The sequence below is a fragment of the Deltaproteobacteria bacterium genome (genome assembly GCA_026129095.1).
Lineage (GTDB): Bacteria > JAGRBM01 > JAGRBM01 > JAGRBM01 > JAHCIT01 > JAHCIT01.
The window spans coordinates 247866-273405 of sequence record JAHCIT010000003.1 but is presented as its reverse complement, the minus strand read 5'-3'; the positions used below and the strand labels follow the sequence as shown (position 1 = coordinate 273405).

22 protein-coding genes and 1 tRNA gene are annotated in these 25540 nt (G+C 61.0%); 14 read left to right on the top strand and 9 right to left on the bottom strand.

Annotated elements, in window-relative coordinates; genetic code table 11:
- Positions 1 to 53 precede the first annotated feature (53 nt).
- A complete protein-coding gene (locus tag KIT79_06150; GenBank protein ID MCW5828880.1) occupies positions 54 to 1325 on the top strand; it encodes a 4Fe-4S dicluster domain-containing protein in 1272 nt (423 codons plus the stop codon).
- 4 nt (positions 1326 to 1329) lie between these two features.
- Here KIT79_06150 and KIT79_06145 read toward each other — a convergent pair whose 3' ends face one another.
- The 4 genes from KIT79_06145 to trxA form a co-directional block, all read right to left on the bottom strand.
- Positions 1330 to 2448, bottom strand: coding sequence for a hypothetical protein (locus KIT79_06145; protein MCW5828879.1), 1119 nt, complete (start codon positions 2446 to 2448; stop codon positions 1330 to 1332).
- A complete protein-coding gene (locus KIT79_06140; protein MCW5828878.1) occupies positions 2441 to 3586 on the bottom strand; it encodes a response regulator in 1146 nt (381 codons plus the stop codon). The genes KIT79_06145 and KIT79_06140 overlap by 8 nt, the downstream gene beginning before the upstream one ends.
- 79 nt (positions 3587 to 3665) lie before the next feature.
- The gene (locus tag KIT79_06135; protein ID MCW5828877.1) at positions 3666 to 4067 is read right to left on the bottom strand and encodes a hemerythrin family protein; all 402 of its coding nucleotides are present in this window, start codon (positions 4065 to 4067) and stop codon (positions 3666 to 3668) included.
- Positions 4068 to 4181: 114 nt separating this feature from the next.
- Positions 4182 to 4505 (bottom strand): thioredoxin, encoded by a 324-nt coding sequence (trxA, locus tag KIT79_06130; GenBank protein MCW5828876.1) that lies wholly within the window; start codon positions 4503 to 4505, stop codon positions 4182 to 4184.
- A 163-nt stretch (positions 4506 to 4668) separates the two neighbouring features.
- Between trxA and mfd the strand changes: the two genes are divergently transcribed.
- The 7 genes from mfd to KIT79_06095 all read left to right on the top strand — a co-directional run bounded on the left by mfd (position 4669) and on the right by KIT79_06095 (position 13797).
- Complete coding sequence (mfd, locus tag KIT79_06125; protein ID MCW5828875.1) at positions 4669 to 8298, top strand: transcription-repair coupling factor; 3630 nt, start codon at positions 4669 to 4671, stop codon at positions 8296 to 8298.
- Between the two features lie 15 nt (positions 8299 to 8313).
- Positions 8314 to 9321 carry a peptidyl-prolyl cis-trans isomerase gene (locus KIT79_06120; protein ID MCW5828874.1) on the top strand — a complete coding sequence of 336 codons (1008 nt, stop codon included), beginning with the start codon at positions 8314 to 8316 and terminating at the stop codon, positions 9319 to 9321.
- A gap of 89 nt (positions 9322 to 9410) precedes the next feature.
- Complete coding sequence (locus tag KIT79_06115; GenBank protein MCW5828873.1) at positions 9411 to 10346, top strand: peptidyl-prolyl cis-trans isomerase; 936 nt, start codon at positions 9411 to 9413, stop codon at positions 10344 to 10346.
- A 3-nt stretch (positions 10347 to 10349) separates the two neighbouring features.
- Positions 10350 to 11348: a peptidylprolyl isomerase gene (locus KIT79_06110; GenBank protein MCW5828872.1), complete on the top strand. Its 999-nt coding sequence runs from the start codon at positions 10350 to 10352 to the stop codon at positions 11346 to 11348.
- 17 nt (positions 11349 to 11365) lie between these two features.
- The gene (gene pdxA / locus KIT79_06105; protein ID MCW5828871.1) at positions 11366 to 12358 is read left to right on the top strand and encodes a 4-hydroxythreonine-4-phosphate dehydrogenase PdxA; all 993 of its coding nucleotides are present in this window, start codon (positions 11366 to 11368) and stop codon (positions 12356 to 12358) included.
- A 141-nt stretch (positions 12359 to 12499) separates the two neighbouring features.
- Positions 12500 to 12937, top strand: coding sequence for a hypothetical protein (locus KIT79_06100; protein MCW5828870.1), 438 nt, complete (start codon positions 12500 to 12502; stop codon positions 12935 to 12937).
- Complete coding sequence (locus tag KIT79_06095; protein ID MCW5828869.1) at positions 12934 to 13797, top strand: HTTM domain-containing protein; 864 nt, start codon at positions 12934 to 12936, stop codon at positions 13795 to 13797. The genes KIT79_06100 and KIT79_06095 overlap by 4 nt, the downstream gene beginning before the upstream one ends.
- Here KIT79_06095 and KIT79_06090 read toward each other — a convergent pair.
- The 5 genes from KIT79_06090 to KIT79_06070 form a co-directional block, all read right to left on the bottom strand.
- Positions 13788 to 14669: an alpha/beta hydrolase gene (locus KIT79_06090; GenBank protein ID MCW5828868.1), complete on the bottom strand. Its 882-nt coding sequence runs from the start codon at positions 14667 to 14669 to the stop codon at positions 13788 to 13790. The genes KIT79_06095 and KIT79_06090 overlap by 10 nt on opposite strands.
- 2 nt (positions 14670 to 14671) lie before the next feature.
- Positions 14672 to 15160 carry a glutathione peroxidase gene (locus KIT79_06085; GenBank protein MCW5828867.1) on the bottom strand — a complete coding sequence of 163 codons (489 nt, stop codon included), beginning with the start codon at positions 15158 to 15160 and terminating at the stop codon, positions 14672 to 14674.
- A gap of 561 nt (positions 15161 to 15721) precedes the next feature.
- Positions 15722 to 15798, bottom strand: a tRNA-Glu gene (locus tag KIT79_06080).
- Between the two features lie 99 nt (positions 15799 to 15897).
- On the bottom strand, positions 15898 to 17202 hold the full coding sequence (locus KIT79_06075; GenBank protein ID MCW5828866.1) for a DUF1015 domain-containing protein: 1305 nt from the start codon (positions 17200 to 17202) through the stop codon (positions 15898 to 15900).
- Positions 17203 to 17208: 6 nt separating this feature from the next.
- Entirely contained in the window at positions 17209 to 17838 is a 630-nt protein-coding gene (locus KIT79_06070; GenBank protein MCW5828865.1) for a threonylcarbamoyl-AMP synthase, read from the bottom strand.
- A 126-nt stretch (positions 17839 to 17964) separates the two neighbouring features.
- On the opposite strand from KIT79_06070, the gene KIT79_06065 reads away from it, so the two are divergent.
- The 6 genes from KIT79_06065 (at position 17965) to KIT79_06040 (ending at position 25503) form a co-directional block, all read left to right on the top strand.
- On the top strand, positions 17965 to 19998 hold the full coding sequence (locus KIT79_06065; protein MCW5828864.1) for a HEAT repeat domain-containing protein: 2034 nt from the start codon (positions 17965 to 17967) through the stop codon (positions 19996 to 19998).
- Complete coding sequence (locus tag KIT79_06060; protein ID MCW5828863.1) at positions 19998 to 20846, top strand: protein-glutamate O-methyltransferase CheR; 849 nt, start codon at positions 19998 to 20000, stop codon at positions 20844 to 20846. The genes KIT79_06065 and KIT79_06060 overlap by 1 nt, the downstream gene beginning before the upstream one ends.
- A gap of 71 nt (positions 20847 to 20917) precedes the next feature.
- Positions 20918 to 21286: a response regulator gene (locus KIT79_06055; protein ID MCW5828862.1), complete on the top strand. Its 369-nt coding sequence runs from the start codon at positions 20918 to 20920 to the stop codon at positions 21284 to 21286.
- A gap of 47 nt (positions 21287 to 21333) precedes the next feature.
- Positions 21334 to 23106, top strand: a complete 1773-nt coding sequence (locus tag KIT79_06050) for a chemotaxis protein CheA (GenBank protein ID MCW5828861.1) — start codon at positions 21334 to 21336, stop codon at positions 23104 to 23106.
- Positions 23107 to 23117: 11 nt separating this feature from the next.
- Complete coding sequence (locus KIT79_06045; GenBank protein ID MCW5828860.1) at positions 23118 to 23903, top strand: chemotaxis protein CheW; 786 nt, start codon at positions 23118 to 23120, stop codon at positions 23901 to 23903.
- A 4-nt stretch (positions 23904 to 23907) separates the two neighbouring features.
- Entirely contained in the window at positions 23908 to 25503 is a 1596-nt protein-coding gene (locus tag KIT79_06040; protein MCW5828859.1) for a HAMP domain-containing protein, read from the top strand.
- The last annotated feature ends 37 nt before the right edge of the window (positions 25504 to 25540 follow it).

Below are 25540 nucleotides of genomic sequence, written 5' to 3'. Positions count from 1 at the left end.
ATGTAGCTGATCCCGTGCCGCCCGGCTCCTGATGGAGTAGGATTTCCTTTCAGATGACGGCAGCAGCAGACCCCACTGGCAGCAGTCCGGCGTTCGCCGATGATCCGGATTTCGGCAAGCGGCCAGGTGATGCGGTCGAAATGTTTGAAACCTGCACTGGGTGCGCCATTTGCCGTGACGCGTGTCCGATGTTCGTGGACCTGTTCGGCCTGATCGAAGGCCGCGACACGCTTGGCGACGCCGGTTTGATCGGAAACCGGCGCGAAGTGCTGCTGGACAAGTGCTTCCAGTGCGGTCTTTGCGTCAGGAACTGCCCGATCGGTTTCGACTTTCCTGCCATCGCATTCCAGCATCGAATGGAAGCGGCTCATGGCGGCCGGAAGGCGGGTGGCCTGCGGACACTTGCCGGAGCATCCGCATGGCGGAAACTTGGCAGCATCCTTGCGCCAGTTGCGAACTGGCTCCTTGGAAGCCGGCTGTTCCGGTGGCTCATGGAGAAGCTGACCGGCATCGACCGGCGGCAGCGGATTGCACCGTTCAGCACACAGACATTTTCCGGCTGGTTCAGGAAACGACTGAAGGCCGCAACCGGGGAATTGTCTCGCGGGAAGGTACTGCTCATCGTCAGCGAGACGGTGAACGGCCACTACCCGGCAGAAGGGCAGGCAGCGGTGGAACTGCTGGAAAAGTCCGGCTTCGAAGTGAAAGTGGTCGTTCTGGATGACGTGGGCGAGAGAGCCTTTGCCTCTGGCCTGAAGGATGAAGCCGTACGGAATATCAGGCGTGCGCTCCGGCAGGTACAGGTTTTGCTGGATGGCGGTTTTGAGCCGGTGGCGTCGAACACGGAACTGGTGCACTTTTTCCAGAGCAGCTCCGGCAAGCTGCTTGATTCCGGCGCCGACAGCGAACTCCTGCCGATAGCGGCGCGGGTCCGGGAGCTCACTGCATTTATGTGGGATTGCCAGCGCCGCGGGCTGTTGCCTCCGCCCAGGAACGAGGTCCACGAGACGGTCGCCTGGCATTCAGCCTGCACGGCCCGTGCGCTCGGAACCGGCGAATCCGGTTACAACCTGCTGAAAACCATTCCGGGGCTGGATATCAGGCGAATTGATGCTGGCTGTTGCGGTTTGGGCGGAGGATGGGGCGCCGCCGTGGAGAATTTCGAGCACGCCCAGAAGTCGGCGGCACAGGTGGTGACGGAGATCCAGAAATCAGGCGTATCGCTCGCTGCCACTGCCTGCGCCGGATGCCGTGTCCAGATCGCACCGGCCGCCGTGGGGACCGCGCATCCAGTGGAGCTTTACTGGCGGAGCGTGGGCGAATGATCCGTCAGGCCAAAGGCCTGGCTTCGAGGATTCTGGCCACTTCCGTGACGCGCTTCTGGAGCCGCCGCGACAGGTCGTTTTCGATGCGGCCGGGCCGGTAGCGCCGGGCAAAGGATTCCATGAGACGGAGGAGTCCCTCGGTGTCGCTGGCTGTGACACGTTCAGATTCCAGTTTTCCCTTGCCCTGGTTGTGGTAGTTCACCAGCGAGACGGCGAGACCCGTGGCGCGGAGGCCCAAGGCAAGGAAGGCCGTCGCTTCGCAGGTGCCGCCATCCATGACGCGCTTCTGGAACCGGAACCGGGGATTTTCCTTCTGGAGGGCGAGGGCGGTTTCGGTAAGCAGCCGCGTGGCCATCGGGTCGAAGACGCAGGTGGCGTCGCCAAGTCTCACGATCGGCCCGCCGCCGGGAACCGCACCGGGCCGTTCCGAACTCGTTTCGACCGATACGAGCAGCGACCGTTCTGGTACCAGTTTCGCGCCGGCAAGTGCCCCATAAAATCCGTTCTCCTCGCCGCGGGTGAGAAAGGCCCTGATGTGCGCCGTGCCTTTCAGGCGGGTCAGCAGCTCGATGATGCAGGCCGAACCCACCAGGTCATCAATCCGGATGCTTTCGATCCATTTGCCCGCGATACGGCATTCGGCCAGCGCCCAGTTTCCGACATAGGTGCGGCCGCGTTCGGCCGGTTCGTCCAGCCGGACCTTTACGGTTTTCGGCTTCATCGCCTGCGGGTTCATCACCATAGACCGGATGGTGCCTTCGATGGCCTGCTTGCTGGCATCGGCCGGGTTTGTGCAGTCATAGGGGTAGAGCCGGACGCGGGCCCTGCTGAACAGCTTCGGGTCAACACGCCCCCACCAGGTGAGGGTTTCCACCGGACCGCCCAGTGCCGGGGCAAGTGAAAACCCTGGGTGGTCCAGGTGCGCGACAAAGATCAGCGGTGATTTTGACTTGAGATCACCCGCGTGGATATTCCCGTAACGGTCCAGCTTGCAGGGAATCCGGCGGGACTTGAGAAGTGAAAGCGCGGCCGCGTGGGAATACCGCTCGAACGTGGTGGTGGTGGGGCATTCGAGCAGGCGGACGAGCGCCTCCCGAAGGGATGGGGAGAGTTTTTCAGCCAAGCCGGTAGCGGGCCTCGATCGCCTCGAAGCCTTCCTTGAACTCTTCGGAGCGGAACTCCAGCACGACGCCAAAACCGGAGTCGAGCACCAGCAGCTTCTGGGACTTCTGCGGGTCGGGGATGGACACCCAGACCACGCTGGCCTGTTCCTCGCAGGGGTTCTGTACGTCCGGGAGACTGAACTTGAGGACGATTTCCGCGTTGGGTTCCGGCAGTTCGAGTGACCGGATGCACAGGCCGTTTTTCGAGATGTTTACCGTCTCGCCCATGATCCAGTGACGGTCGGTCTTGAACTGGACCGGAACGTGAAGGCTGTAGCGGGGATCCCGCCGGGTATCCGAGCTTTCGGCGAACATCAGTTCGTCTATGCGGTACAGCAGGTCAGTCGGCGGGATGGCCTTGTTGATGAATTCGGTCACGCCCAGGCTGCGGGCTTCGGCGGCCAGCGGATCCAGCGGACTGACCGATGTGAGTGCCACCACCGGGATTTTTTCGGCATCCGGGACGGCCCGGATTCGCCGGAGGATGTCCGGACCGCTCTGGCTCGGCATGATGAGGTCGAGCAGGACAAGATGCACGAACCGGCCATAGGCACCCAGGCGCTCCTCGGCCTCGCTGCTGCTGGAAGCCGTCATGACGTCGTAGCCGCGTGCCGAGAGGGTGTCCTTGAGCAGGGTCACAAAGAAGGCCGAGTCCTCGATCACGAGCACCGTTGGCCTGTCCTTGGGCAGCATGGAAACGGGGCTGAGCTTGAGGTCGGTCAGCTTGTCTATGGATGCCAGCAGCTCGTCGCGGCGGAGCGGCTTGGTAATCACCATGTCGGCACCGGCCCTGAAGCATTCCTCGACCGCCTCGCTCGAACTGTTGGCGGTCACCATCAGGATCGGGATTTCGCGAGTCACCACATCGGATTTGAGCTGCCGGCAGGCAGCGTCGCCATTCATCCGGGGCATGAAGTTATCCATGATGATGAGGGCCGGGCGTATTTTCCGGGCGGCTTCGATGGCTTCGATACCGTCATGGGCCGTGTGCACCAGAAGCCCCTTGCCCTCAAGGAACTTCTTTTCGATCTCCAGAAAGAGATCGACATCGTCGACCAGCAGCACGTTCCGGTTGACGATGTTTTCCTCTGGAGCCATGGCGTTCCCTCGTTCGTTCCGGATCGGGTAATCAGCGGCAAGTTTACGCTGCCACGCAGGGAAAGGCGACAGGCGGGGCTCAGTGCTGCCCAGCTTTGATATGCTCCGCCAGTTGCCTGTCGATGACCAGGATATGCTGCTCCAGCCACTGTTTCAGATACTGGAGCACCTGCTGCGTCAGCAGGGGATCCTGCGCAAATGTTTTTTCCAGCCGGCCAACGTTGTTGACGAAAAGCCGGTGTTCGGCGATGTGGTCGGGGGATTCCGGGTAGCCGTGGTGAGCCATCAGGGCTTCTTCCACCTTGAAGTGGTAGTCGGCGTATTCACGCAGACGGCTGAAGATGGTGCTGCACAGTTCGCTGTCCAGCCCCCGGTTTACCGATAGATGAAAATCATTGATCAGTGCCACCAGATTGTGGTGGTGCTGGTCCAGGACGGGGATTCCCAGATCGAAGTCAGGCCGCCAGACAATGTAGCTCACGACGGGCGACTATACTCTTTCAGAAGGCAGACGGGTATGCGACCCGGCCAAAATCAGTACCAAAGCCGTTTGTGACCGGAGCAAGGGTGCGGTTCGTTCTGAATCGCCGGTTATTCAGATATGCTTGTTCAGAACCGTCGCAATGGATGCCTTGGGCTGTGCGCCCATGATCTGGTCCACTGCCTTACCGCCCTTGAAGACGATGAGCGTCGGGATGGCCCGGACACCGAACTGGCTGGGCGTATTCATGTTCTCGTCAATGTTGATCTTGGCAATCTTGGCCTTGCCTTCATACTGGCCGGTGAGCTCTTCGAGCGCCGGGGCGATGGCACGGCAGGGACCGCACCAGGGGGCCCAGAAGTCCAGGAGAACAGGAACCGGTGACTTGAGCACTTCAGATTCAAACGTTGCGTCGGTTACGTCGATAGGCTTTGCCATGATGGGGAACGGACCTCCCGGGCCGTAGAGAGAAAATCTGTCCTCAGTTTCACCAAGGATACCCGGCTGGTCAACCGGTAACGACAAAACTGTCCATGATTGAATGTTTGTCAAGGATTGAAGCCCCGCTGCGCTTCGCGTAGCGTCGCCGCCCGGCCGGAACGTGGACACCACTGAACCGACCACTACTGATTTCAGGATACTGGCCGAACGGCTTCGGCAGCGGGGCTCTTTTGTCCTTGGCGGACCGGCGGGTGCGGCCGCAGCCTGGCATCTGGCGTGTCTCTACCGGGAGGGATTCCGCCCGCAACTGGTCGTGGTTCCCGACATACTGGCGGCCGAACAGCTCCGGTCCGACTGGCTGCGGTTTCTGGGCATCGATCCCGCCGACGATCATCCGCATGCCCTGACGGCCCGGAAATTCCAGATACTGCACGCATGGGAAGCCCGTCCCGAGGATGACCGTTCGCCGCCCGTGGATGTGGCGAGCGGCCGGGTGACGGCGTTGTACCAGCTTTTTGCGAGGCAGGGCGAAGCAGTGGTTATTGCTCCAGCCGAGGCGCTTCTCCCCCGGCCATTCCCGCCCGCCACGCTGCGGACCGAATACGATCTGCTGGCTGCGGACGAAGAGACCGATTTCGAAACGTCCGTCAGCCGGTTTGCCGATCTTGGCTACCGGCGGTCGGCACGGGTGGAAGATCGCGGTGATTTTGCCGTGAAAGGCTCGATCATCGATATTTTCGCCACCGGTTATGACTGGCCGCTCCGGCTCGATTTCGAGCTGGACCGGCTGGCCACCATTCGCCCATTCGATCCATCCACCCAGAGGACCCTTCCGTTGCCGGGCGGGGTAGCGAGCCTGCCTGATTTTGTTCTGCTGCCTGCAAGCGAACTGTTACTGAAATCTCCATACCGGGAGCGGGCCGTGGAATACCTCAACACGGAGCGCGACCGTGAGGAGGTGGACTATGAACTGGTGACGCGGGTCAGGGACGATCTTGCCAGCGGAATACATGTCACGGGTGCCGAGTACCTGACGCCGGCACTTTACGGCCAGCTGCCGTCGATAGCGGACTACGTGACCGGCCCCATCGTCATCTGTGAGCCGATCGCCTGCGACCGGGTGCTGGAGGATTCCGCGGCCCGGCTGGAGGAGTCCTACCGGCGCCGCCGCGAGGAAGGGCTCGCGCTGGCCCGCTACAGCGAGCGGTTCGCGGGCGCGGATGAGATCCGCAAACTGATCGACCGCCAGAAGCGTCTCGAAATTTCCGGCCTCGAGATATACGAAAAACTCGATGACCGTGAGCACCTGAACATTCGCGTCGGCACGCCGGAGAAGGAGTTGCATCCGCCTCAGGCTGGGGAGGGTGAGGAATCGCCACTGGAGCCGGCGGTCCGGCGCCTGGAGGAGTGGAAGGCCGCCGGGTACCGGGTGCTGTTCAGTCTCCAGAACCGGTCCGCGCTGGAACGGGTCCGGACCCTGCTGGACCCCCACGGGCTGGCACCGGTTCCCGTTGATCCCGTCATCATTCCCGATTTCACCCGCCCGCTGACTGACCGCGACCTGCAGCGGCCCGTGGCCGAGCCGCCACGAGTGGTTATCGGAGCCATGTCCGGCGGGTTCGTGCTGCCTGACGAACGGCTCGCGGTTATCACCGAGGGTGATTTCTTCCGTACAGGACAGCAGAAACCCGTTCGCACTGCACGGCGGAACCTGGAGTCGTTCCTTCAGTCGCTGGAGGATCTGAAGCCCGGCGATTACGTGGTCCATAACGATTATGGCGTGGGACGGTATCTGGGGCTCAAGACCGTCATGGTGGACCAGATTCCCGTCGAGGTGATGGAGCTTGAATACGCGAACAGCGACAAGCTGCTTGTGCCGGTGGACCGGCTCCACATGGTGGCCCGCTATTCGTCCGCGGAAGGCCATGTGCCGGTGCTGGACCGGCTCGGTGGAAATCAATGGCAGACGACCCGCAAGAAGGTGTGCGACGCCGTCTACAAGCTGGCCGCCGAACTGCTTGATCTTTATGCGCAGAGGCAGGTGCATCCGGCTTATCCTGCCCGGCCGCTCCAGGACGATTACCGGAAGTTCGAGGCCGAGTTCCCGTACGAGGAGACAGAAGACCAGGAACGCGCCATCGGAGAGGTCGTTCATGACCTGATGAGCGGGAAACCCATGGATCGTCTCGTTTGCGGCGATGTGGGGTACGGCAAGACCGAAGTGGCGCTCCGGGCTGCTTACAAGGCCGTCCTGGATGGCAAGCAGGTGGCGCTGCTCGTTCCGACGACAGTACTGGCACAGCAGCATCAGGAAACCTTCACGGGCCGGCTCGCCCATCATGGAGTCCGGGTTGAGGCGTTGAGCCGGTTCCGGACGCCGGCCGAGCAGCGGGACATATTGAAGCGCCTGGCAGCCGGGCAGGTGGATATCGTGATCGGCACGCACCGCCTGCTTCAGAATGATGTGGGTTTCCGTGAGCTGGGACTGGTCATCATTGACGAGGAGCACCGTTTCGGCGTCCGGCACAAGGAACGCCTCAAGAAACTCCGTGTGGTCGCGCACTGCCTGTCCCTGTCGGCGACGCCAATCCCCCGTACGCTTCAGATGTCCCTGACCGGGCTAAGGGAGTTTTCCCTTATTGCGACGCCGCCGCAGGACCGGCTTTCGATCCGGACCGTCGTCAGCCGGTATTCGGAACGCACGATCAAGGACGCTGTAATGGCCGAGGTGAACCGTGGCGGACAGGTCTTTTACCTGTTCAACCGTGTGCAGGGCATTGAGGAACGGGCCCGCACGCTGCGGGAACTGCTGCCCGGTGTCCGTATCGAGATCGGACATGGACAGATGGAGCCGGCCCGGCTGGAAAAAATCATGCTCGGCTTCCTGCACAACGAGTTTCAGGTGCTTCTTTCCACGACGATCGTCGAAAGCGGACTCGACATTCCCAATGCAAACACGATGATCGTGGAAAGGGCTGACCGGTTCGGGCTTGCGCAGTTGTACCAGCTCAGGGGCCGGGTGGGGCGGTCGAACCGCCGTGGCTACTGCTATCTTTTGCTGCCTCCAGGAGAAAAACTGAACCCCGAGGCAGAGAAACGGCTCAGGATTCTGCAGGAACACAGTGACCTCGGTTCCGGGTTCAAGATTGCCAGTCACGACCTGGAACTGCGTGGCGGCGGGAATGTTCTGGGAGATGCACAGTCGGGGCACATCGCGGCGGTCGGGTTCGACTTATATATCGAGTTATTGGACCGTGCGGTTCATGAACTGAAAGGCGAAGCCTACCAGGAGGAGATCGAGCCGGAGGTCAGTCTCCCGGTAGCGACCCTTCTGCCTGTCTCATATGTGCCCGACCTCACGGAAAAGCTCATCTACTACAAGAAATTGTCAGCCGCACGGACCAAAGAGGCCCTGGAGCAGGGGCGGGATGAACTGATTGACTGCTACGGGCCGCTTCCTGACGAAGCCCAGAACCTGATCTCCCTGATGGCCATCAAGATACGGCTCCGGCGGCTTGGAGTCATGGAGATGAAAATCGGTTCACGTGATGTGGCACTCAGGTTTGCAGCAGGCGCAGATGGTTCCTTAAAAGTTCCCGACCCGGACCGTCTCGTTAACTTGATTCGGACCGATCCGGTAAGATATCGAGTTACACCAGAGAACCGGTTTATAGTGCGTTTTGACGACATCCGCCCGACGGAGGTTTTCCATGCAGCACACTCGGTTCTGGAGTTGATAGAACACGCGGATGGGGAAACCGCTGGGGTAAAGAAAAAACCGAACAGGTAAGGAGATACCAGTCAGATGTTTTTCACACGCAGGATCATAGCAACCGCCCTCATGGCAGCAGCACTGGCGTCAGCAGGCGCCTGCAACAAGGGCAAGAAGGGCACCGACGGCGCCAAGGGCAAGGCCGATGATTCGCCAGTCGTCGCCCATGTGAACGGCGAGCCGGTCCGTCTCGCGGCTCTGGAAGAATCCCTTCGCCGTGTACCGTTCCAGCAGCGCGTCCAGATGTCGCAGGACAAGGCGAAGCTGAAGGAATACGTCAGCACGTTCCTCTCGGAAGAGGCTGTCTACATCGAGGCCAGGAAGCGCGGGATTACCGAAGACCCTGAAGTGAAGGCCAAGGTGGAAAACTACACCAAGCAGATTGCTTCCAACATGCTCCGCCGCAAGCTGATGAATGAAAGCCCGTCGGATGAGGAACTGAAAGCCTTTTACGACGCGCACCAGGATGACTTCAAGGAAGAAACGGTGAACATCGCCCGCATCCTCAAGCGGGCTCCGCCGCCGGGCATGCCTGACACGGTCGCCAAGCGCGCCGAAGCCGAGCGCGAGATCAAGAAGGCTCATGCCGCCCTGAAGCGCGGCCGTGCATGGGATGCCGCCGTCAAGGAGTTCAGCGATGATCCGCAGCCGGTCAAGGACCAGGCTGGCGATCGCGGCCCGGTGCCGGCCAACGCCCAGACTCCGGTGGGACGTGCCATCGCCAATCTCAAGGTGAACGACTACTCCGAGCCTTTTGAGTCGCCGGAAGGGTGGGAAATCGTCCGCGTGACCGGCCCGAAGACCGTCACGGCACGGGCTTTCGACAACCCGCAGGTCCGGCGCCAGATCATGAACAAGCTGCGCGTCAAGAAGTTCGATGACTTCAAGCAGCAGCTCATGACCAAGTCAGACGTGAAGATTGATGACGCCGCGTTGTCCCGCGTGGATTTCGCGCTGCCCGCAAATCTGGCCAACCGGCCGGGTGCTGGTGGTGCATCGGGAGCGCCGGCGACAGAGACGGCACCCGCGCCGGGCGAATAACCGGCGCCCGTTTGATTGTGATGAACCGGGGGGCGGTCCGCACGGACGGGTGCAGGGGCCGCCCCTCGTGCGTCTGGCGGGGAAGTGCGGTGATATCCTGCACCCTGATCCTGCTGGCCGTATCCGCCGGATGCCAGGAAACAGCGCGGACCGAGCCAATCGTGATTCGCGTGGACGACCGCACCGTGACCCGGCGCGAATTTGACCGGATGCTGCTTCCCCGCCTCGCTGCACAGGGAAACCCGCCAGCTGGTTCATCCGGATACGAGATGGAGATACGGCAGCTGATTCGTGAGCAGATCGACGAACAGCTTCTGCTTGCCGAGGCCCGCCGCCGTGGAATCACGCTTGAGCCGGGGGAGATCGACGGCGAGGTCACACGTCTGCTCAGCCACTACGAGGAACAGGAACTGGAGCGGGAACTGTCGCGCCGCTATTTTACCCTTGACCAGTGGCGCGAAATGGTCGCCCGCCGCCTCCTTCTAGAGCGGGTATCGGACACAATCGCCGCCAGTGCTCCCGATCCGGACGATGCGGAACTCCGCCAGCAGTATGACGAAATGCCAGATCGTTTCGGTTATCCCGAGCGTTTCTCCGTGTCACAGATACTGTTGCGGTCGGAGACCGAGGCGCTGGAAATCATCAATCTCATCCGGAAGCGGAATGTCCCGTTTGAAAAACTTGCCCGCGAGCGGTCGGTGGCCCCGGAAGCGGCCCGTGACGGATTTGTCGGGGAGTTTGCTGCCGGAGAGCTTCCCCCCGAGCTGGAAACGCCGGTCCGCCATCTGTCCGTCGGAGAAATATCGGGTGTGGTACGGACCTCGTACGGGTATCATGTGTTCCGGCTGAACTCGGTGAACCCGCCCGGCCGGAGAGCTTTTGAAGATGTGCGGGACGAGCTGGCCGGCCAGATGAGGTCTGAACGGCGGATGCGGGCGGTTGCATCATGGCTGGAAAAGCAGCGCAAGGCGGCCAGGATTGAAGTGACCGACGACCTGCTCAAGAATATCACCGCTGCAAGGTAGTGCATGGACAACACGTTCCGGTTTCTTTTCGTTGTTATCGGCATTCTGCCGCTGCTCATGCCGCTGCCGGCAGGTGCGGCACAGCCTGGGGTTCTTGATGCCGTGGCAATCGTGGTGAACGACGAGCCGATCCTGCTCAGTGACATTCGTGAGACCAGGGAACAGGAACTGACCAAGTTCCGGATGCTGAACCCCGGCGTACCGGAGGCGGAACTCAGGCGTGCGCTGGGTGACGGCATGAGCCGGGCTGCCGATGAGCTCATCAGGCTGGTGCTGGTGGACCAGGATGCCCGGCGGTACGGAATGGCAGTAACCGACTTCGAGGTGGATGAGGCGATCGAGCGGCTGCAGTCGGGCAGGGGACTGACCCGCGAGCAGTTGCAGGCAGAGGCCAAGGCACAGGGACTTACCTGGGATCGTTACCGGCGGGAAGTCCGGTATGCGATCCTGTTTGACCGGCTGAAAATGTCCTTGCTCCGCCCCAGGGTATCGGTTTCGGAAGCGGAGATAAAAGCCTACTACGACGCCAGCTACAGGAAGTCTGCCGAGGAAGCCCGCGTCCAGATGCTGTTCCTGCCTTTTGCGGATCCTGCCGATGCCAAGGGCCGGGTCCGGACGATGGAACGTGCCGTGTCGCTCAAGGGCGAGGCCGAGAAGACTGGAGATTTCGCGGCGATTGTCCGCCAGCACTCCAGCGGACCGAATGCCTCACGAGGTGGCGATATTGGTGTCGTGCGGCGGGGATCGATCCTGCCGTTTCTGGAGGCGGCCATTTTCTCCACCCCCAAGGGGCAGATCTCAGATCCGGTGACGGACGAGCGGGGCGTCTACCTGCTCAAGGTTCTCGACCGGTCCGGGAGCGAAAGCCAGCCGCTCGACGCGGTATTCTCCCAGATCAAGGGTGCTCTTGAGAACCAGAAGACCGACGAGGCGTTCGAGCACTATATTGAGGATCTGGTTGCCGGCGCCCGTATCGAACGCCACGAACTTCCGGGGCTGTAGGGCCAGAATATCTCATCATGCCACCGGAAACACCGCTGCTTGCGATTTCTCCGGGCGACCCGCATGGCATCGGACCGGAAGTGACAGTCCGGGCCGTTCTGGCCCGTCCGCACTCACGGTATCTGGTTACCGGCGCGGCGTCGGTAATGGAAGAAGCCGCCCGGCGGTTTGCTCCGGGGCTGGTGATCCGGCGGATTGGTTCGGCCGCCGAGGCTACCGAAGCAGGTATTCTTCATGTCCTTGCGCCGGAAGTCCCCGGAGCCGTCGATATCCCCTTTGGCGATGTTGACCCGGCATACGCGGGCAGGCGGTTCGGCCGGGAAATTCACGGGTGGATTGTGAAGGCTGCCGATCTTGCACTTGCGAAGGAAGCCCAGGCCGTAGTGACGGCACCGATAGCCAAGACCGCATTCAAGGCGGCTGGAATCGCATTCCCCGGCCATACGGAGCTGCTGGCCGAACGTGCGAAGACATCCGACTTTGCCATGATGCTTTCCTGCTCGAAGCTGAGAGTCATTCTGGCGACAATCCATCTGCCGTTGCGGAAACTGTTTTCGGCCCTGACGCCAGCCGAGCTGGAACGGGTCATCCGGCTGGGTTGCCGGGAACTGCCGCGATGGATAAGGACGGAACGCCGGTTGAAGCTCGCGGTGGCTGGCCTCAATCCCCATGCCGGAGAAGACGGGATGCTGGGAAGTGAGGAAGTCGAATGGATCGGGCCACTTGTATCACGGCTTGCCGCAGAAGGGCTCCCGGTCGAAGGGCCGCTCTCTCCGGATACCGTTTTTCACCGGGCGGTGACCGGAGAGTTCGATGCCGTGGTCGCGCTTTATCACGACCAGGGGCTGATACCAGTCAAGGTTCTGGGGTTTGACGAAGGGGTCAACTCAACCATCGGCCTTCCGTTCATACGGACCTCTCCGGATCATGGCACGGCGTTCGGCATAGCCTGGCAGGGCAGGGCCAACCCCGCGAGCATGATCGCCGCCATCGATATGGCCGTGCCATAACGGCAACACCGGCTATCCACGATGGTTGCGGCAACGTAGCGCCTGAAAATGCATCGTGATATCATGGCAGCGTTGGACTTCAAGGAGCTACAGAATCGGGTTCGCAGGGGCTGGCGGATATGGGCGATCCGGGCGCTGACCGTGGCCGGGGCATCGGCGAGTGTTGCCTATTATACCTATCCGCCGCTGATCACGTGGGCCAAGGCCCTGATGGTCGCTCCCTATGCAGTGGTGTTTTCCAACAGGGGAGAAGGGATGCCGCAATACAGTCCGTGGTTCCATGCCGATTTCAGGCTCACCGACGGAACGGTCATCCATAAAGAAACCACTTTGGGCATTCTCCGGCAGTTGCCCGGACCGTATCAGTTCAAGGCAGGATATGCCGCCTCATTGACAGCGGCTCCGCATCGCCCCATTCAGGCACTTTATGGCATGTTGCAGCACGGATTCTGCAACGGGCCGATCGCAGAACTTCTGCAGGTGCAGTCACGCGTCAGGGAAGTTCAACTGACAATTCCGGTAGAGGAAACACCTGAAGGAACCCGTGCGCAGGTCATGACCGTGAGATGCCGCCAATGAAGATGACCGGCCGGCACTTCGCGATTTACCGGATGCTGCTGGGTACCTATCTGGCACTGTATTTCTTCCATCTGGTCCCCTGGGCCGAAGAACTGTTCGGGCCGGAGGGAATGGTTCCGGTTCCTTCTTCGAATGTGATCCGGCTTGGCTGGTTCCCCAACATACTTGCTCTTATACCGCTGCCCGCGGCAGCGCCCCTTTTTCTCACGCTGGTCGGCATGGCGTCGCTGATGCTGGCCGCCGGACTGTACCGCCACGCGATGGCGGGGCTTGTCTGGTATGGCTATGCCTGCATCATTCAGCGAAATGCCGTCGTGGATAATCCCGCGATAGGTTTTGTGAGCTGGGTGGTGCTGGCGACGCTTCTGGTGCCGGCGGGCGAACCGTGGAGCATGCACAACCGTTCGCGCGAACCGGTCGAGGGGTGGTCGGTTTCGCCGCAATTGATTATGGGCGGCTGGATTGTGTTCGGAGTCGCATACACCGTCAGCGGGGTAGACAAGATCTTCCAGCCATACTGGCGAAGCGGGGCCGCATTCCGTGAATTTCTGGACGTTCCGCTGCACAGGAGCTGGGGGATTCATTCTTGGTTTCGCGAACTGCCGATGTTTGTCTCCCAAGTGCTGACGTGGGCCGCGGTATGGGTTGAGATACTGTTCCTTCCGGCCATCTTCCATCCCCGCGCCCGTATGATCGTCTGGTGGCTGACGGTGGGGCTGCATCTGATTGTCCTGCTGAACATCAACATCACGATGCTGACAATGGGCGCACTCGTCTCGCTTGGCTTCCTGTTTGATCCGGAATGGATACGAAAGTCGCCCGGCCGGGCCGCCGGGGTGGCGGCAGCCCGTCAGCCCTGATCCTGCCAGATACCCCTTAGCCACCGGTCCATGGCCTCGACTGCGGGTTTTCCGTGACGGGTGCGCGGGGTGTTGATGAAACCATGAGGCGCGCCATGAATCCGGACATGCTCGGCACTGGCGCCGGATTTCTGTGCGTGCTCATGCAGCCGGACGCTCATCCGGTACGGAACCAGCGGGTCCCGGTCGCCATGAATGGTCAGCAGCCGGACATGGCGCGGCCAGGGAACGGTGACGTTTGAAAGCAGCGGCGCGGCTTCCCGGAGCGAACCGTACGGGTGACGCAGCAGGCGCATGGCGGCACGGGTAATGGGCTGGGCGCGGGCGAGAAAGTTTTCCATGTCATGGGGACCGAAGACCGCGATGTGGGCAGGTGGCGCAATTCCCTCAGGAGCAAAATGCCGCAAGAGGGCGCGTGTCGTCAGGTGCGAGCCGGCCGATTCTCCTCCAAGGGCGACCCGGGCGGGTGAAAACCCTTCCCGGTCCGCAAAGCCGAGCGCCCATTCCCAGGCGCGCCGGACATCCGAGGTGGCCTCCTCGACATTGGCCTGCGGCAACAGGCGGTAACCGGGCATGATCGTCAGGAAGCCACGGCTCGCCAGTTCCCGGCCGAGCGGCTCGCCAAAGCGCCGGGTGCCGCCAGCCCATCCGCCTCCATGAACGAACAGGACGGCACCAAGGGCTTCCGCTGGCGGATAAAAAACGTCAGCCCGGTGGGCGCTGCCCGGTCCGAACGGCAGTCCGATATCGGCCCGGATCCGCCGGAGGTCCGGGTTCTGGAGGTCATGGATGACGGCCTGGCCGAGTGCCCAATAGCTGGATGCGCGCATCCAGGCGACAAATGCCGCTTCGGGCCAGGTCAGGCCGGGCATGGCTACTTCAGCGCAGCCTCAATCGCCTCGACGATTTCCGGCGCGTTGGGTTTCACCTGCGGGTTCCAGCCGCCGATGACCTTCCCGTCTTTCGAGATGAGATATTTCTGGAAGTTCCACTGCACATCTCCCGGATTGAACCGGTTGTGTTCCTTTGATTTCAGGAAGTCCTTGTAGAGCGGATGGGTTTCCGGGCCATTGACATGGATCTTTTCGGTGATATCGAATTCGACGCCGTAGTTTTTCGTGCAGAACTGTCCGATCTCCTCGGGCGTTCCCGGTTCCTGCTTGCCGAAATCATTGCAGGGGAACCCGACGATCCTGAGCCCCTTGGGCCCCAGCGTCTCGTGCATCGCCTGGAGCTGGGCGTACTGGGGAGTCAGGCCGCACTTGCTGGCCACATTCACTGCCAGAACCGGATGGCCGCTGTAGAGCGAAAGGCTGAGGGGCTTGCCCGTCAGCATGTGAAGGCTGAAGTCATGGAAAGTCATTCTGGGGTCCTCCGTCGTGTATGGAGGCATGACTCTACATGGCCCCGGCCGTACTGGCGAGCCACCCGGCCGGTTCAGGGTGACATGGTATAATGGGCGGCGGACAGGGGGCATCGCGCTCCATCAAATGAGCGGCCTGCCCGGCCGTAAGGGTCTTGGTCATTAAGCAAATTGCTTCTATTTCAGGAAACTGGCGTCCCAGAGAACTGGCAGCTGCCTTGGGTTGCACCCGGCGGGTGAACCGGGCCGCCGCCACGGCGCACCACGCTTCGCCACACCTCAACACGGGTCAGGCCGGTAGAACGTGATGGAGATCACACAAAAATAGCAAGTTAAAACAGCTATTTATAATCACCACGGCTCACCACGGCTCACCACGCCTCGATTGAGGTGAGGCGTGGCCACAGGACGGACCTGGCCTCTGGGAATGCCGGAAAAGGGTTATTAGAAACAGAAATCAGTTCTGATTATAGTTGCAAGGGGCAGTGAAGTAGCGGCGGCCCGACCTGCATGTCGCCGTACAAGGGCGAGACAAGAAACAGTAAGGATGCGTTGAAAGTTTGGCGACCCCAGCGGGATTCGAACCCGCGTTACCAGGATGAAAACCTGGCGTCCTGACCTGGCTAGACGATGGGGTCGGACGGAGAAATCCGGCGCCGGGAACCGCCAGAGTTCCAGAAAGCGCGGGAGCCACATAGCGCCTATTGGGGGCCCAGGCAACTCCCTGAAAGGCGGCGCTATTCGGCGACCGGGTTGAAGACGATCCCGGTGGGCAGCTTGGGATAGAAGTAGGTGGACTTCTGCGGCATGACCTGCCCGGCGTCGGACACCTCCTGCACCTGGCTGACCAGCGTGGGCCGGAGCAGGCAGCCGAGCTGCTGCCGTCCGGCGCGGACTTCGGCGACAACCTTCGCGGCATCCGGCGTGTAGGAAAGATACGATTCTTTGGCGAGCGCCGACTGGTCAATGCCGAGTTCCCTGGAGAGCAGGAACTCGTGAAGAACGGTCACGTCAAGCTTGCGGAGGCTTTCGTGCAGTTCGCCGGGAAGCCGGGCGCGGATCGCCGCCGGGTTCCTGGCCCGGATGACGAACAGCCTGGGTTCGCCGGCCACCGCCAGGCAGAACGAGTTCTGTTCGGCGGGCGCGGAGTTGAGCGTGGCAAGCGCGGTGTCGAGATCGTCCTGCTCGGTGATTTCAAAGTCGCCGGTGAGGGCGGTTTTCGCCTTTGCCCATTCGAAACCGGGCAGGTTCCGGGCCATGCGGTGATAGGCCAGAACGGTCATCTGCCCGGCAGGGGCCAGGTACATCAGCACCCGCTCCCAGGGCGCGCCCTGCGGAGCGGAACCTGCCTTTTCGCGGCACTCGTTCCGGTAGTTGATGGCGGTGCCGTACCGGTGGTGCCCGTCGGCGATATAGATGGACACCGGCTCCAGCGCCGCCACGATCCGGGAATTGGCCACCGGGTCATCCAGGCGGCGGACCTCATGCTCGATCCCGTTTTCATCGGTGAACCGGCGGGCGAGCTCACCCTGGGCGGCCTTTCCGGTGGCGGCATCCAGTGCGTGCATGACGGCGCCGCCGGCATCGGAAAAGAAGCCGAAGACCGGGGAAATGTTCATTCGTGTGGCCCGGATCAGGTCAAGGCGGTCGGCCTTGGGCTTGTCGAGGGTTTTCTCGTGGGGGAGGATAATTCTGCGGTCGTAATCCTCGATCCTGACGGCGGCAAAGAAACCGTCCCGGGAGAGGCGGTCCCTTGATCCCGGCGGCGTGAAAGTCTGGCGGTACCGGTAAAAGCAGCTTCTTGAATCCTGGGTGAGCGACCCGTCCTGCCTCCACGCGGCAAGCTTGCGGGCGGCGGTTTCGTATCTGGTCTCGTTTCCCTCGGCTTCGGGGAGTTCGATGAAGATGGCATTCCGGGGATCGCGGGCGGCCAGTTCGGCCCGGAAATCGGGGGATATGACATCGTAGGGTGGTGCGACCACCCTGGAGAGATCCAGGGAGTCGGCATAGCGAACGGCACGGAACGGGTAGACGGTAGCCATAGTGTTTCAGGAGTCCATATCGAGGGACAGGTCGCCTTGCCGCACGGTACGCAGGCGGCCGGTTTCGACCCGGACAATGGTGGCCCCAAGGGACGGGGGCAGTTCGCCGGCATCTATCACGTAGTCGGCGCCCTTCAGGATTGGCTCCGGAATATCGGCGAGACTGGACGGGTTGGACTCCCCGGACAGGTTGGCGGATGTGCAGACGATGGGGCGGCGGAACTGGTCCAGCAGGCGTACGGTAAAGGGGTGGCTGGAGATGCGTATTGCCACGCTGGACGGTTTCCCGGAAACGAGGCTTTCCGGGAAAATGCCGGGCCGGGCATCGAACACGATGGTCAGTGGTCCGGGCCAGTAACGGTTCATGGCCCGGCGGTGAATGTCGGAAATGCCGGAGACCAGATCGTCAAGAAGGCTGCGGTCCTGGACCAGTATGAGCATGGTCTTCTGCCGGCCGCGCTGCTTGACCCGGAAGAGGCGCTCCACCGCCTCGGCATTCAGGGCGTCACAGCCGATCGCATAGCCCGTCTCGGTCGGGTAAATGATCGTCCGGCCGTCGAGCAGCCCGCCCGCAAGGGCCTGATACTCCTGGGGCTGGAGTTTCGGGTAGAGCAGTGTTGATGTGAAGTTTTCCACGTCAGGGTTTTAGGCTGCCGTTTCGGGCCCGCAACGCGTACAACCTCACGGCCTGCGTTGCAAGCGAGCCGGGACCAGTGGTAAAAACCCGTTGTCCCGATCTGCCTATTTTCTCAGGAGAAAAACATGCCGGATGACGGCAAAACCGTCCGGATCAGGGCCCTTATTGAGCGGCTGAAGACTGGCGACATCGAGCATCGCCGGGAAGCGGCGATCGGGCTGGGTGAGATGGGCGCCGTGGAGGCGACACCAGACCTGCTGGCCGCCTTTGATGCGTCCGGGTGGCTCGTGCGGCAGGCGGCTGTCCAGGCACTTCTGTCCATGCCCTCGGCGGAGGCCGTGACCGGCCTGCTGGAAAAGCTCCGCAACTCCGACGCCCGTATCCGGGCGGCTGCAGTGGAAGCCATCCGCGGGATTGGAACCCCGTCGATCAGGCCGCTGGTGGCCCTGCTGAAAGATCCTGCTCCACAGGTGGTTCGCTATGCAGCCGAAATGCTGGGCGATATCGGCTCTCCGGAGGCGATCCCGGCCCTGGAAGAGGGACTCAACCACCCGGATGAAAACACCGTTTACCAGGTGTTGTTGGCGATCGGAAAACTGAGAGACACGCGCACGGTGGCGAAGATCAAGCCGCTCCTGTCCCGGTCGCTCTGGGTCCAGACTGCCGCGCTTGAGGCACTGGCGATGATCGGGGGGCATGAGGCCGAGGCAGAAGTGGTCTCGCTCCTGAAGGGCGAAATATGGGCGTTGCCGGCGGTGCTGGATGCACTCTCCCAGATTGGCACCGAGAAAGTCTTGCCGCAGCTTTACGAGTTCATCGTTTCAGATCAGGAACTGGCCCAGATCGCTCTGAAGGCCGTCGCCCGCATCATCGGCCGGACCGGTACGCATACCTTCAGCGAGAAGGAACGCTCGAACCTGCTCAAGGTGTCGGCTCTTGCCCTCAAGGCGACCGATCCGGATATCCGTCGTGCCGCAGTCTTTCTGGTGGGCCATTTCCGGGCGCCCGAGTTTACCGGCCCCCTCTGTGATGTGCTCCGGCGGGGTGAGGCGGGCGAGGCGCTCGGTTGCGACGACGACGAGCAGCGCGAGGCGGCCAGCGCACTGGCCGCAATTGGCGCCCCCGCCATCGGGGGGCTCGTCGAACTGCTTTATGAAGTGGATACGGCCTCACGAATGCTCGTCATTGATGCGCTGGCGCAAATCCGATCCCCGGATGCCGCACGGGCGCTGGAGCCGCTTGTGGAGTCCGACGATCCGGAGATCGCCCGTGCAGCCACCGATGCCCTTGGACGGATCGCCGACCCGGACTCGATCGACATACTGTTCAACCTGTTCGGGCATTCTGATGCGGGTATCCGCGGGGCGGCGCAGTCAGCCCTTGCCCGGTTCGGAAACCGGGTGCTCGAACGGCTGCTGGCAATGGTTTCCAGTCCGGCCGCGGAAGTCCGTACGCAGGCGGCGGCGGCACTGGGCGCGCTCAAGGATCCGGTTGCCATCGAACCGCTCAAGAAGCTGCTGGTGGACCCTGCAAACGAGGTGAAGCGTGCCGCCGTATTCGCCCTGGCCCAGATCAACGAACAGCACGTGGGCTCCCTGCCTCTGCTGCTGCTGGGCAACCAGGACCCGGCCGTCCGGAGCGCATCCGCGCAGGTTCTTGGACGGCTTCGGGACAAGCGGGCCGTTGAACCGCTCCAGTACCTGCTCACCGAAGACGCCGATCCGTGGGTTCGTTACGAAGCGGCCCAGGCACTTGGCGAAATCGGTGACCAGCGGGCAGTGGCCCCCTTGTGCGAACGGACGTACGACGATGCGCCACAGGTCCGCATTGCCGCACTGAAAGCGGTGGTACGGCTCGCGCTTGAAGACCGGATCCATGAACTGGAAAAAGTTCTTGAGGACCGCGATCCGGAAGTCCGGCTCGCGCTCATCGAATCTCTCGGACCGCGGGCGGTTGTTCCGGGCGCCGAAGCGCTGATCATTGTTGCGCTGAAGGATGAGGACTGGCGGGTCAGGGTGGCCGCTTTCCGGTCGCTCGCCCGGAGATCGTCAGAGTCACCGGCCCGGATGCTGCCGCACCTTCGCCCGCTGCTTTCCGATCCAAACGACCGGGTCCGGAATGCGGCAGCCGACTTTTTCCGTTCGATCGAGGGCCAGTAGTGTCCGAAAGGCTATTTACCGAATCGGATTTCGCCGATTTCCGCGACCTCATCCTGGAGCGGACGGGAATCTCGATCCGCGAAACCCGGATCGACTATCTCGAATTCCGGGTTCTGGAGCGGGTCAGGTCGGTGAATGCGGGAACCGTGCGGGACTATTACTACCGGCTCAAGTACGGCCCGCATGATGACCCCGAATTCCAGGCACTGGTCAACGCCATTACGGTCCAGGAAACCTACTTTTACCGGAATCCCCGGCAACTGGAGACGCTGAAAAACAACCTGCTTCCGGAGGTCCTGGAACGAAAGAAACAGGAAGCTGACCAGTCGCTGTCGCTCTGGAGTGCTGCCTGCGCCACCGGGGAAGAGCCCTATACGCTGGGAATGATCTCCCGGGAAGCGAGTCATCTGGTCGGGAATCGCCGTGTAGACATTTACGCCACGGACATATCGACCCGTGCCCTCGAACTGGCTGCCAAGGCTAGCTATGCGGAGAACAAGCTGAGGGAAATGTCTGCCGCAGCACGCGTCAGGTTCTTCGACCAGTCCGGCGACCAGTGGATCGTGAAGGACGATATCCGGAACCTCGTCCGGTTCCGGCGGATCAATCTGGTGGATGACCGGCAAACGCTGGGGCTCCCCCAGATGGACATTATCCTGTGCCGCAACGTGTTCATCTATTTTTCGCCCAAGGCGAAGATCCAGGTGGCCAGATTGCTGTATGCGAAGCTGAAGCCGGGCGGCTACCTGCTGCTCGGTAATGCGGAAACGATAGATGTGGTTCAGGTCCCATTTCGGATGAAATTCATGGAAGGAGGAATGGTATACTGGAAGCCGGCCGGAGCCTGACAGGTTCAGGGGCTCCCGGATGGTCCGGGGGCGGGATTCCGTATGCCATTTCCTTGCGGGGTGGCTGAAGAGTGAAACGAATACTGGTTGCCGAGGATTCGGGTGCGACGCAGAAGTTTATCGCATATACGCTGCGATCGCGGGGGTACGAGGTGGACACCTGCGCCGATGGACTGGATGCACTGACACGTTATGCATCCGAAACCTACGACGGCGTGGTTCTGGATATTATGATGCCACGCATGAATGGACTGGACGTGCTGGCCGAGATACGGTCACAGTATCCCGACAGGAAAACGCCGATAATCCTGCTGACCAGCGAAACCCGGCCGGACGACCAGAAACGGGGTCTCGAACTGGGCGCCGACAGCTTCGTGGCCAAGCCGTTCAAGCCTGAGCAGCTTCTGGAAGTGGTGGAGAAACTGGCCGGGAAAGCGTGATGTTCACCTGCTGGCAAGTGGCCCGGAAAGGCCGGAACTGATTTCTGATGAGCGACCGTGATGAGAACTTGCAGGAACTGTACGGGGAGTTTCTCGATGAAACGAGAGACCTTCTCGACAGTTTCCAGCAGCATCTGGTCCGCCTGGAGAACGAACCCGGCAATCATGACCTGATCAAGAAGATTTTCCGGGTTGCACATACCATCAAGGGTAATGCGGGGTTTATCGGATTGGTACCGCTGGGAGAGCTTTCCCATGCGATGGAGTCGATACTCGGCCAACTCCGTGACGAGAAGATGGTGTTTTCGCCCGATATCAACGACGCGCTTCTAGAAGGCGTCGATGCGGCTCGTGGCGTCCTGAAGGAGTTTCTTGCCGACAACCTGGCATCGGTTGACGTGAGCGACATTATCGACCGTCTCCACCGGATCGAAAAACACGAACCGGTCCTGGCTACCGGCCTGAAAGAAGCTGATGAGTCGTGGAATCCTGATATCCTCGATCATCATGAGGAAAGCGAAAAACCGGCGGATGCCCCAGCCCCAAGGCTGGAGGCTCTTTCCGGCGGGAAGGCCACCGCACCTGCCGCAGCCGATGAAGCGGATGCCAGCCGCCATTTCATGCGGGTGAGCGCCGACCGGCTTGATCAACTGGTCAATCTGGTGGGGGAGCTGGTTGCCGGTCGGTCCCGTCTCCTTCAGCTCCGGCGGGAAATCCCGCTCAAGAGTTTCGAGGAAGTCTCGTCATTCATTTCCAGCATCGCCACCGAACTGCAGAGTGCGGTCCTGTCGATCCGGATGGTGCCGATCAGCCAGCTGTTCAACCGGTTCTACCGGCCTGTCCGGGATACTGCCCGGCAGATCGGCAAGGATGTGCAACTGGCCATGGAGGGCGAGGACACGGAACTCGACAAGACAATAGTCGAGGAGATCCACGATCCCCTGCTGCATCTGGTCCGTAACGCCATCGGGCACGGGATCGAATTTCCGGAGAACCGCGTTCAGGCCGGGAAAAAGCCCCGGGCGACTGTTCTGCTCAAGGCGTATCACGCCCAGAATAGTGTTTTTGTCGAGGTAATCGATGATGGCGTAGGGCTCAACTACTCCCGCATCTCCGAAAAAGCGGTGGAGCGCGGACTGATGAGCCGGGATGAGCTTCGGGGAATGGAGCCGGCAGAACTGGCCGAACTGATCTTCCTGCCCGGCTTTTCGACAGCAGGAAAGGTAGACGATCTTCAGGGCCGCGGTGTGGGCCTGGATGTGGTGAAATCAAAAGTCGAGCATCTTGGCGGAAACGTGGAGGTGCTGTCGACGCCCGGCGAGGGTACGTTATTCCGGCTGAAGCTTCCGCTTACCCTGGCTATCCTGCAGATATTCCTGGTGAAATACGGGAAACAGACATTTGGGATACCCCTCAACTACGTGGACGAGACGGTCCGGGTCCGGAAGTCGGAACTGGAACGGGTCAAGGGCCAGCAGGTGATGATGCTGCGCCATCACGCCGTATCCATCACGACCCTGGGGGAACTGTTCGGCCAAAAGGCACTGGCCGAATTGCCCGATATCCTGAACGTCATTATCCTCCGGGTTTACAACCGGCGGGTTGGTGTCATTGTCTCGGAGCTTCTTGGCAAGGAAGAGACTGTGCTCAAGCCCCTCGGACCATACATCGGAAGCCTGGAGCAGCCCGCCGCCGGTATCGCGGGCGCGAGCATTCTGGGGACCGGTGAAGTGGTACTGATTATCGATGTCCCGCTGCTGGTCCGGTCCAGTGATGTCGGGGGACACGCAGCCGAAGAACAGGGTGCAGGGGCGAGGTAGCCGTCAGGGATATGGGTTTTATCAGGCAGGAACGGGAGAGCGAGAAGGCGGTCGAAAATATCGTCAAGTTCGTGACGTTCGCCCTCGGCAAGGAAAAATTCGCCGTCCCGGTGCTCCGGGTGAAGGAAATCATAGCCAAGTACGAAGTGGCACCGCTGCCCAAGACGCCGCAATTTGTCGAGGGCATTATCAGTCTTCGAGGCGATATCATTCCGGTTGTCGATCTCCGCAAGCGGTTCGATCTGCCGGTCCAGGGCCGGACCGACGACACCCGGCTGATCGTTCTCGAAATGGATGATTTCTTCGTTGGCATCGAAGTCGATATGGTGTTCGAGGTTATCAAGATCAATGCAGACCATATTGAGCCGCCTCCGGCGCTTGTCGCGGGGCTGGAGGCCGATTTTCTTGAAGGCGTCTGCGAGATCGCCAGTCGCCTGATCACAATCCTGAACCTGGACCGGATATTCTCGCCGCAAGAGAAAGATGTTCTGAGTGAATCGAGCGCCGAGGTGCCAGCAAAGGCTGCTCCATCTGCATCTCCGTCGGGGGCATCTGCAGTTGCCACTTCGCCTGCAAAGCCGGCTGTTGCACCCAGGACGCCGGCGCCGCGTCCGGCAGGTCCGGCCCGGAACCTGAAAGCCACGGTAACGGACAACGGCAGGATTACGGCCGAGGATCGTTCCTTTTTCGTTGGCAAGACCTATGCCGGCAGGGAACTGCAACTCGAACTTGCCGACCGGGAAGTCAGGGTGCTTGATGAGGGCAAACTTGTGAAATCGTTCAAACGGGTGGTGTGAAGACGTGAAACGCTCTTTTCGAATCGGATATGTACTGATCGGACCGCCCATCGTCATCATGTTCATGTCGCTGGTGGGCTTTCTCGTTGTCCGCAATTCGGTGACTCAAACGCTTGAAGACCGTTATTTCGAGAAGATTCAGGTTCTCGTGACCAATGCCAAGCTGAATGTCGAAGGTTTGCTGAAACTGGGGCTCCTGACGCTGGGTGATCTCCAGCAGATCGACCAGATACTGCCGCCTATCGTGGCAGAGCACAGCGAGGTCAAGATCTGGCTGGTCGCCGACATACAGGGAAAGGTGCTTTACCGCGGTGGCGAGCTTGTCACGCATGCAGATGATTTCGCACAGACCGCAAGACTTGGTGAACGGATCGAAAAACCGGAGAAGTTCACCATTCCGGTGCAGGGGCAGGGCGTATTCAACGTCGTGACCGCGCCAATCATGGACCAGGTGCTCCAGAGCGCGACCGGTGTTGTGATGCTTGGCATGCCGGCGGAGATCGTCGAAGAGCAGGTATCCGGTGCCATGAACAAGGTGTTTCTGGGCATGGCATTCGCAGGAGTCGTTCTGGTTGTTCTGGTAATCATGGGGCTTCAGGCCCTGATTGCCCAGCCGATCCGGGAGCTTTCCCAGGCTGCCAACAACATATCGAATGGTGATCTGCGCCAGAAAGTCCAGTACAATTCGGCACTGGAAATACAGGAACTCCGGGAACTGACCGATTCATTCGACAAGATGTCGGTCAACCTGAAGAACGTGTTTTCCGGGCTGAACCGCAAGACCGATGAACTGGCGCAGGCCGCGAACCAGTTCCTGGTCGGCATGCGGGCCGTGGCCCAGGCATCGGAGAACCAGTTCCTCAAGACCAAGGAGATGGCCGTCGCCATCGAGGAAATGGCCTCCTCGGTCCAGCTTGTCTCGGAGAATGCCAGCCGCTCGCAGGAAGTCAGTGCCAAGGCTTCCAGCTCCGCTTCCCGTGGAGGCCAGGCGGTTCAGGAAACACGCCAGGGCATCACCCGTGTCGAACAGATTGTTACCAGTTCGGCCGAAAGCATCCGTGCGCTGGGCGAGCGGTCGCAGCAGATCGGTCAGATCATCGATGTCATCAAGGAAATATCCTCGCAGACCAACCTTCTGGCCCTGAATGCCGCCATCGAAGCCGCCCGCGCCGGCGAGCATGGGCGCGGCTTCGAAGTGGTCGCCAGCGAAGTACGAAAACTTGCGGAAAAATCCACCGATTCGACGGCACAGATTACTGCCATCATCGAGGAGATACTTCGGGATACGGACCGGGCCGTGACAGTGATGCAGGAAGCTACCAAGGAAGTCACCAAGGGAACCGAGATGGCCGGGCGCACGGAAGCGGTGCTCCATGAAATCATCGGTGCCAATACGAACGTGTCAGAAATGATTAACGCCATGGCAGATGCCGCACGGCAACAGAGCAGTGTTTCCGATGAGGTGGCCAATGCTGTGGACCAGATATCCCGCTCGGCGAAGGATGTCTCCAATCAGGCCGAGGAGCAGTCCAATACGGTTCAGAACCTGTTCGATCTGGCTGAACACCTGAGAAAGGTCGTCGGCGACTTCCGGCTGTAGGCGGCCGGTTGCCGCCTTTGATGGCCGACGGAGCGCC

Coding starts and splice junctions, on each gene's coding strand:
- KIT79_06150 (MCW5828880.1), top strand. CDS start 54: ATGACGGCAGCAGCAGACCCCACTGGCAGCAGTCCGGCGTTCGCCGAT.
- KIT79_06140 (MCW5828878.1), bottom strand. CDS start 3,586: ATGGCTCCAGAGGAAAACATCGTCAACCGGAACGTGCTGCTGGTCGAC.
- trxA (MCW5828876.1), bottom strand. CDS start 4,505: ATGGCAAAGCCTATCGACGTAACCGACGCAACGTTTGAATCTGAAGTG.
- KIT79_06120 (MCW5828874.1), top strand. CDS start 8,314: ATGTTTTTCACACGCAGGATCATAGCAACCGCCCTCATGGCAGCAGCA.
- KIT79_06110 (MCW5828872.1), top strand. CDS start 10,350: ATGGACAACACGTTCCGGTTTCTTTTCGTTGTTATCGGCATTCTGCCG.
- pdxA (MCW5828871.1), top strand. CDS start 11,366: ATGCCACCGGAAACACCGCTGCTTGCGATTTCTCCGGGCGACCCGCAT.
- KIT79_06095 (MCW5828869.1), top strand. CDS start 12,934: ATGAAGATGACCGGCCGGCACTTCGCGATTTACCGGATGCTGCTGGGT.
- KIT79_06090 (MCW5828868.1), bottom strand. CDS start 14,669: ATGCCCGGCCTGACCTGGCCCGAAGCGGCATTTGTCGCCTGGATGCGC.
- KIT79_06085 (MCW5828867.1), bottom strand. CDS start 15,160: ATGACTTTCCATGACTTCAGCCTTCACATGCTGACGGGCAAGCCCCTC.
- KIT79_06075 (MCW5828866.1), bottom strand. CDS start 17,202: ATGGCTACCGTCTACCCGTTCCGTGCCGTTCGCTATGCCGACTCCCTG.
- KIT79_06065 (MCW5828864.1), top strand. CDS start 17,965: ATGCCGGATGACGGCAAAACCGTCCGGATCAGGGCCCTTATTGAGCGG.
- KIT79_06050 (MCW5828861.1), top strand. CDS start 21,334: ATGAGCGACCGTGATGAGAACTTGCAGGAACTGTACGGGGAGTTTCTC.
- KIT79_06045 (MCW5828860.1), top strand. CDS start 23,118: ATGGGTTTTATCAGGCAGGAACGGGAGAGCGAGAAGGCGGTCGAAAAT.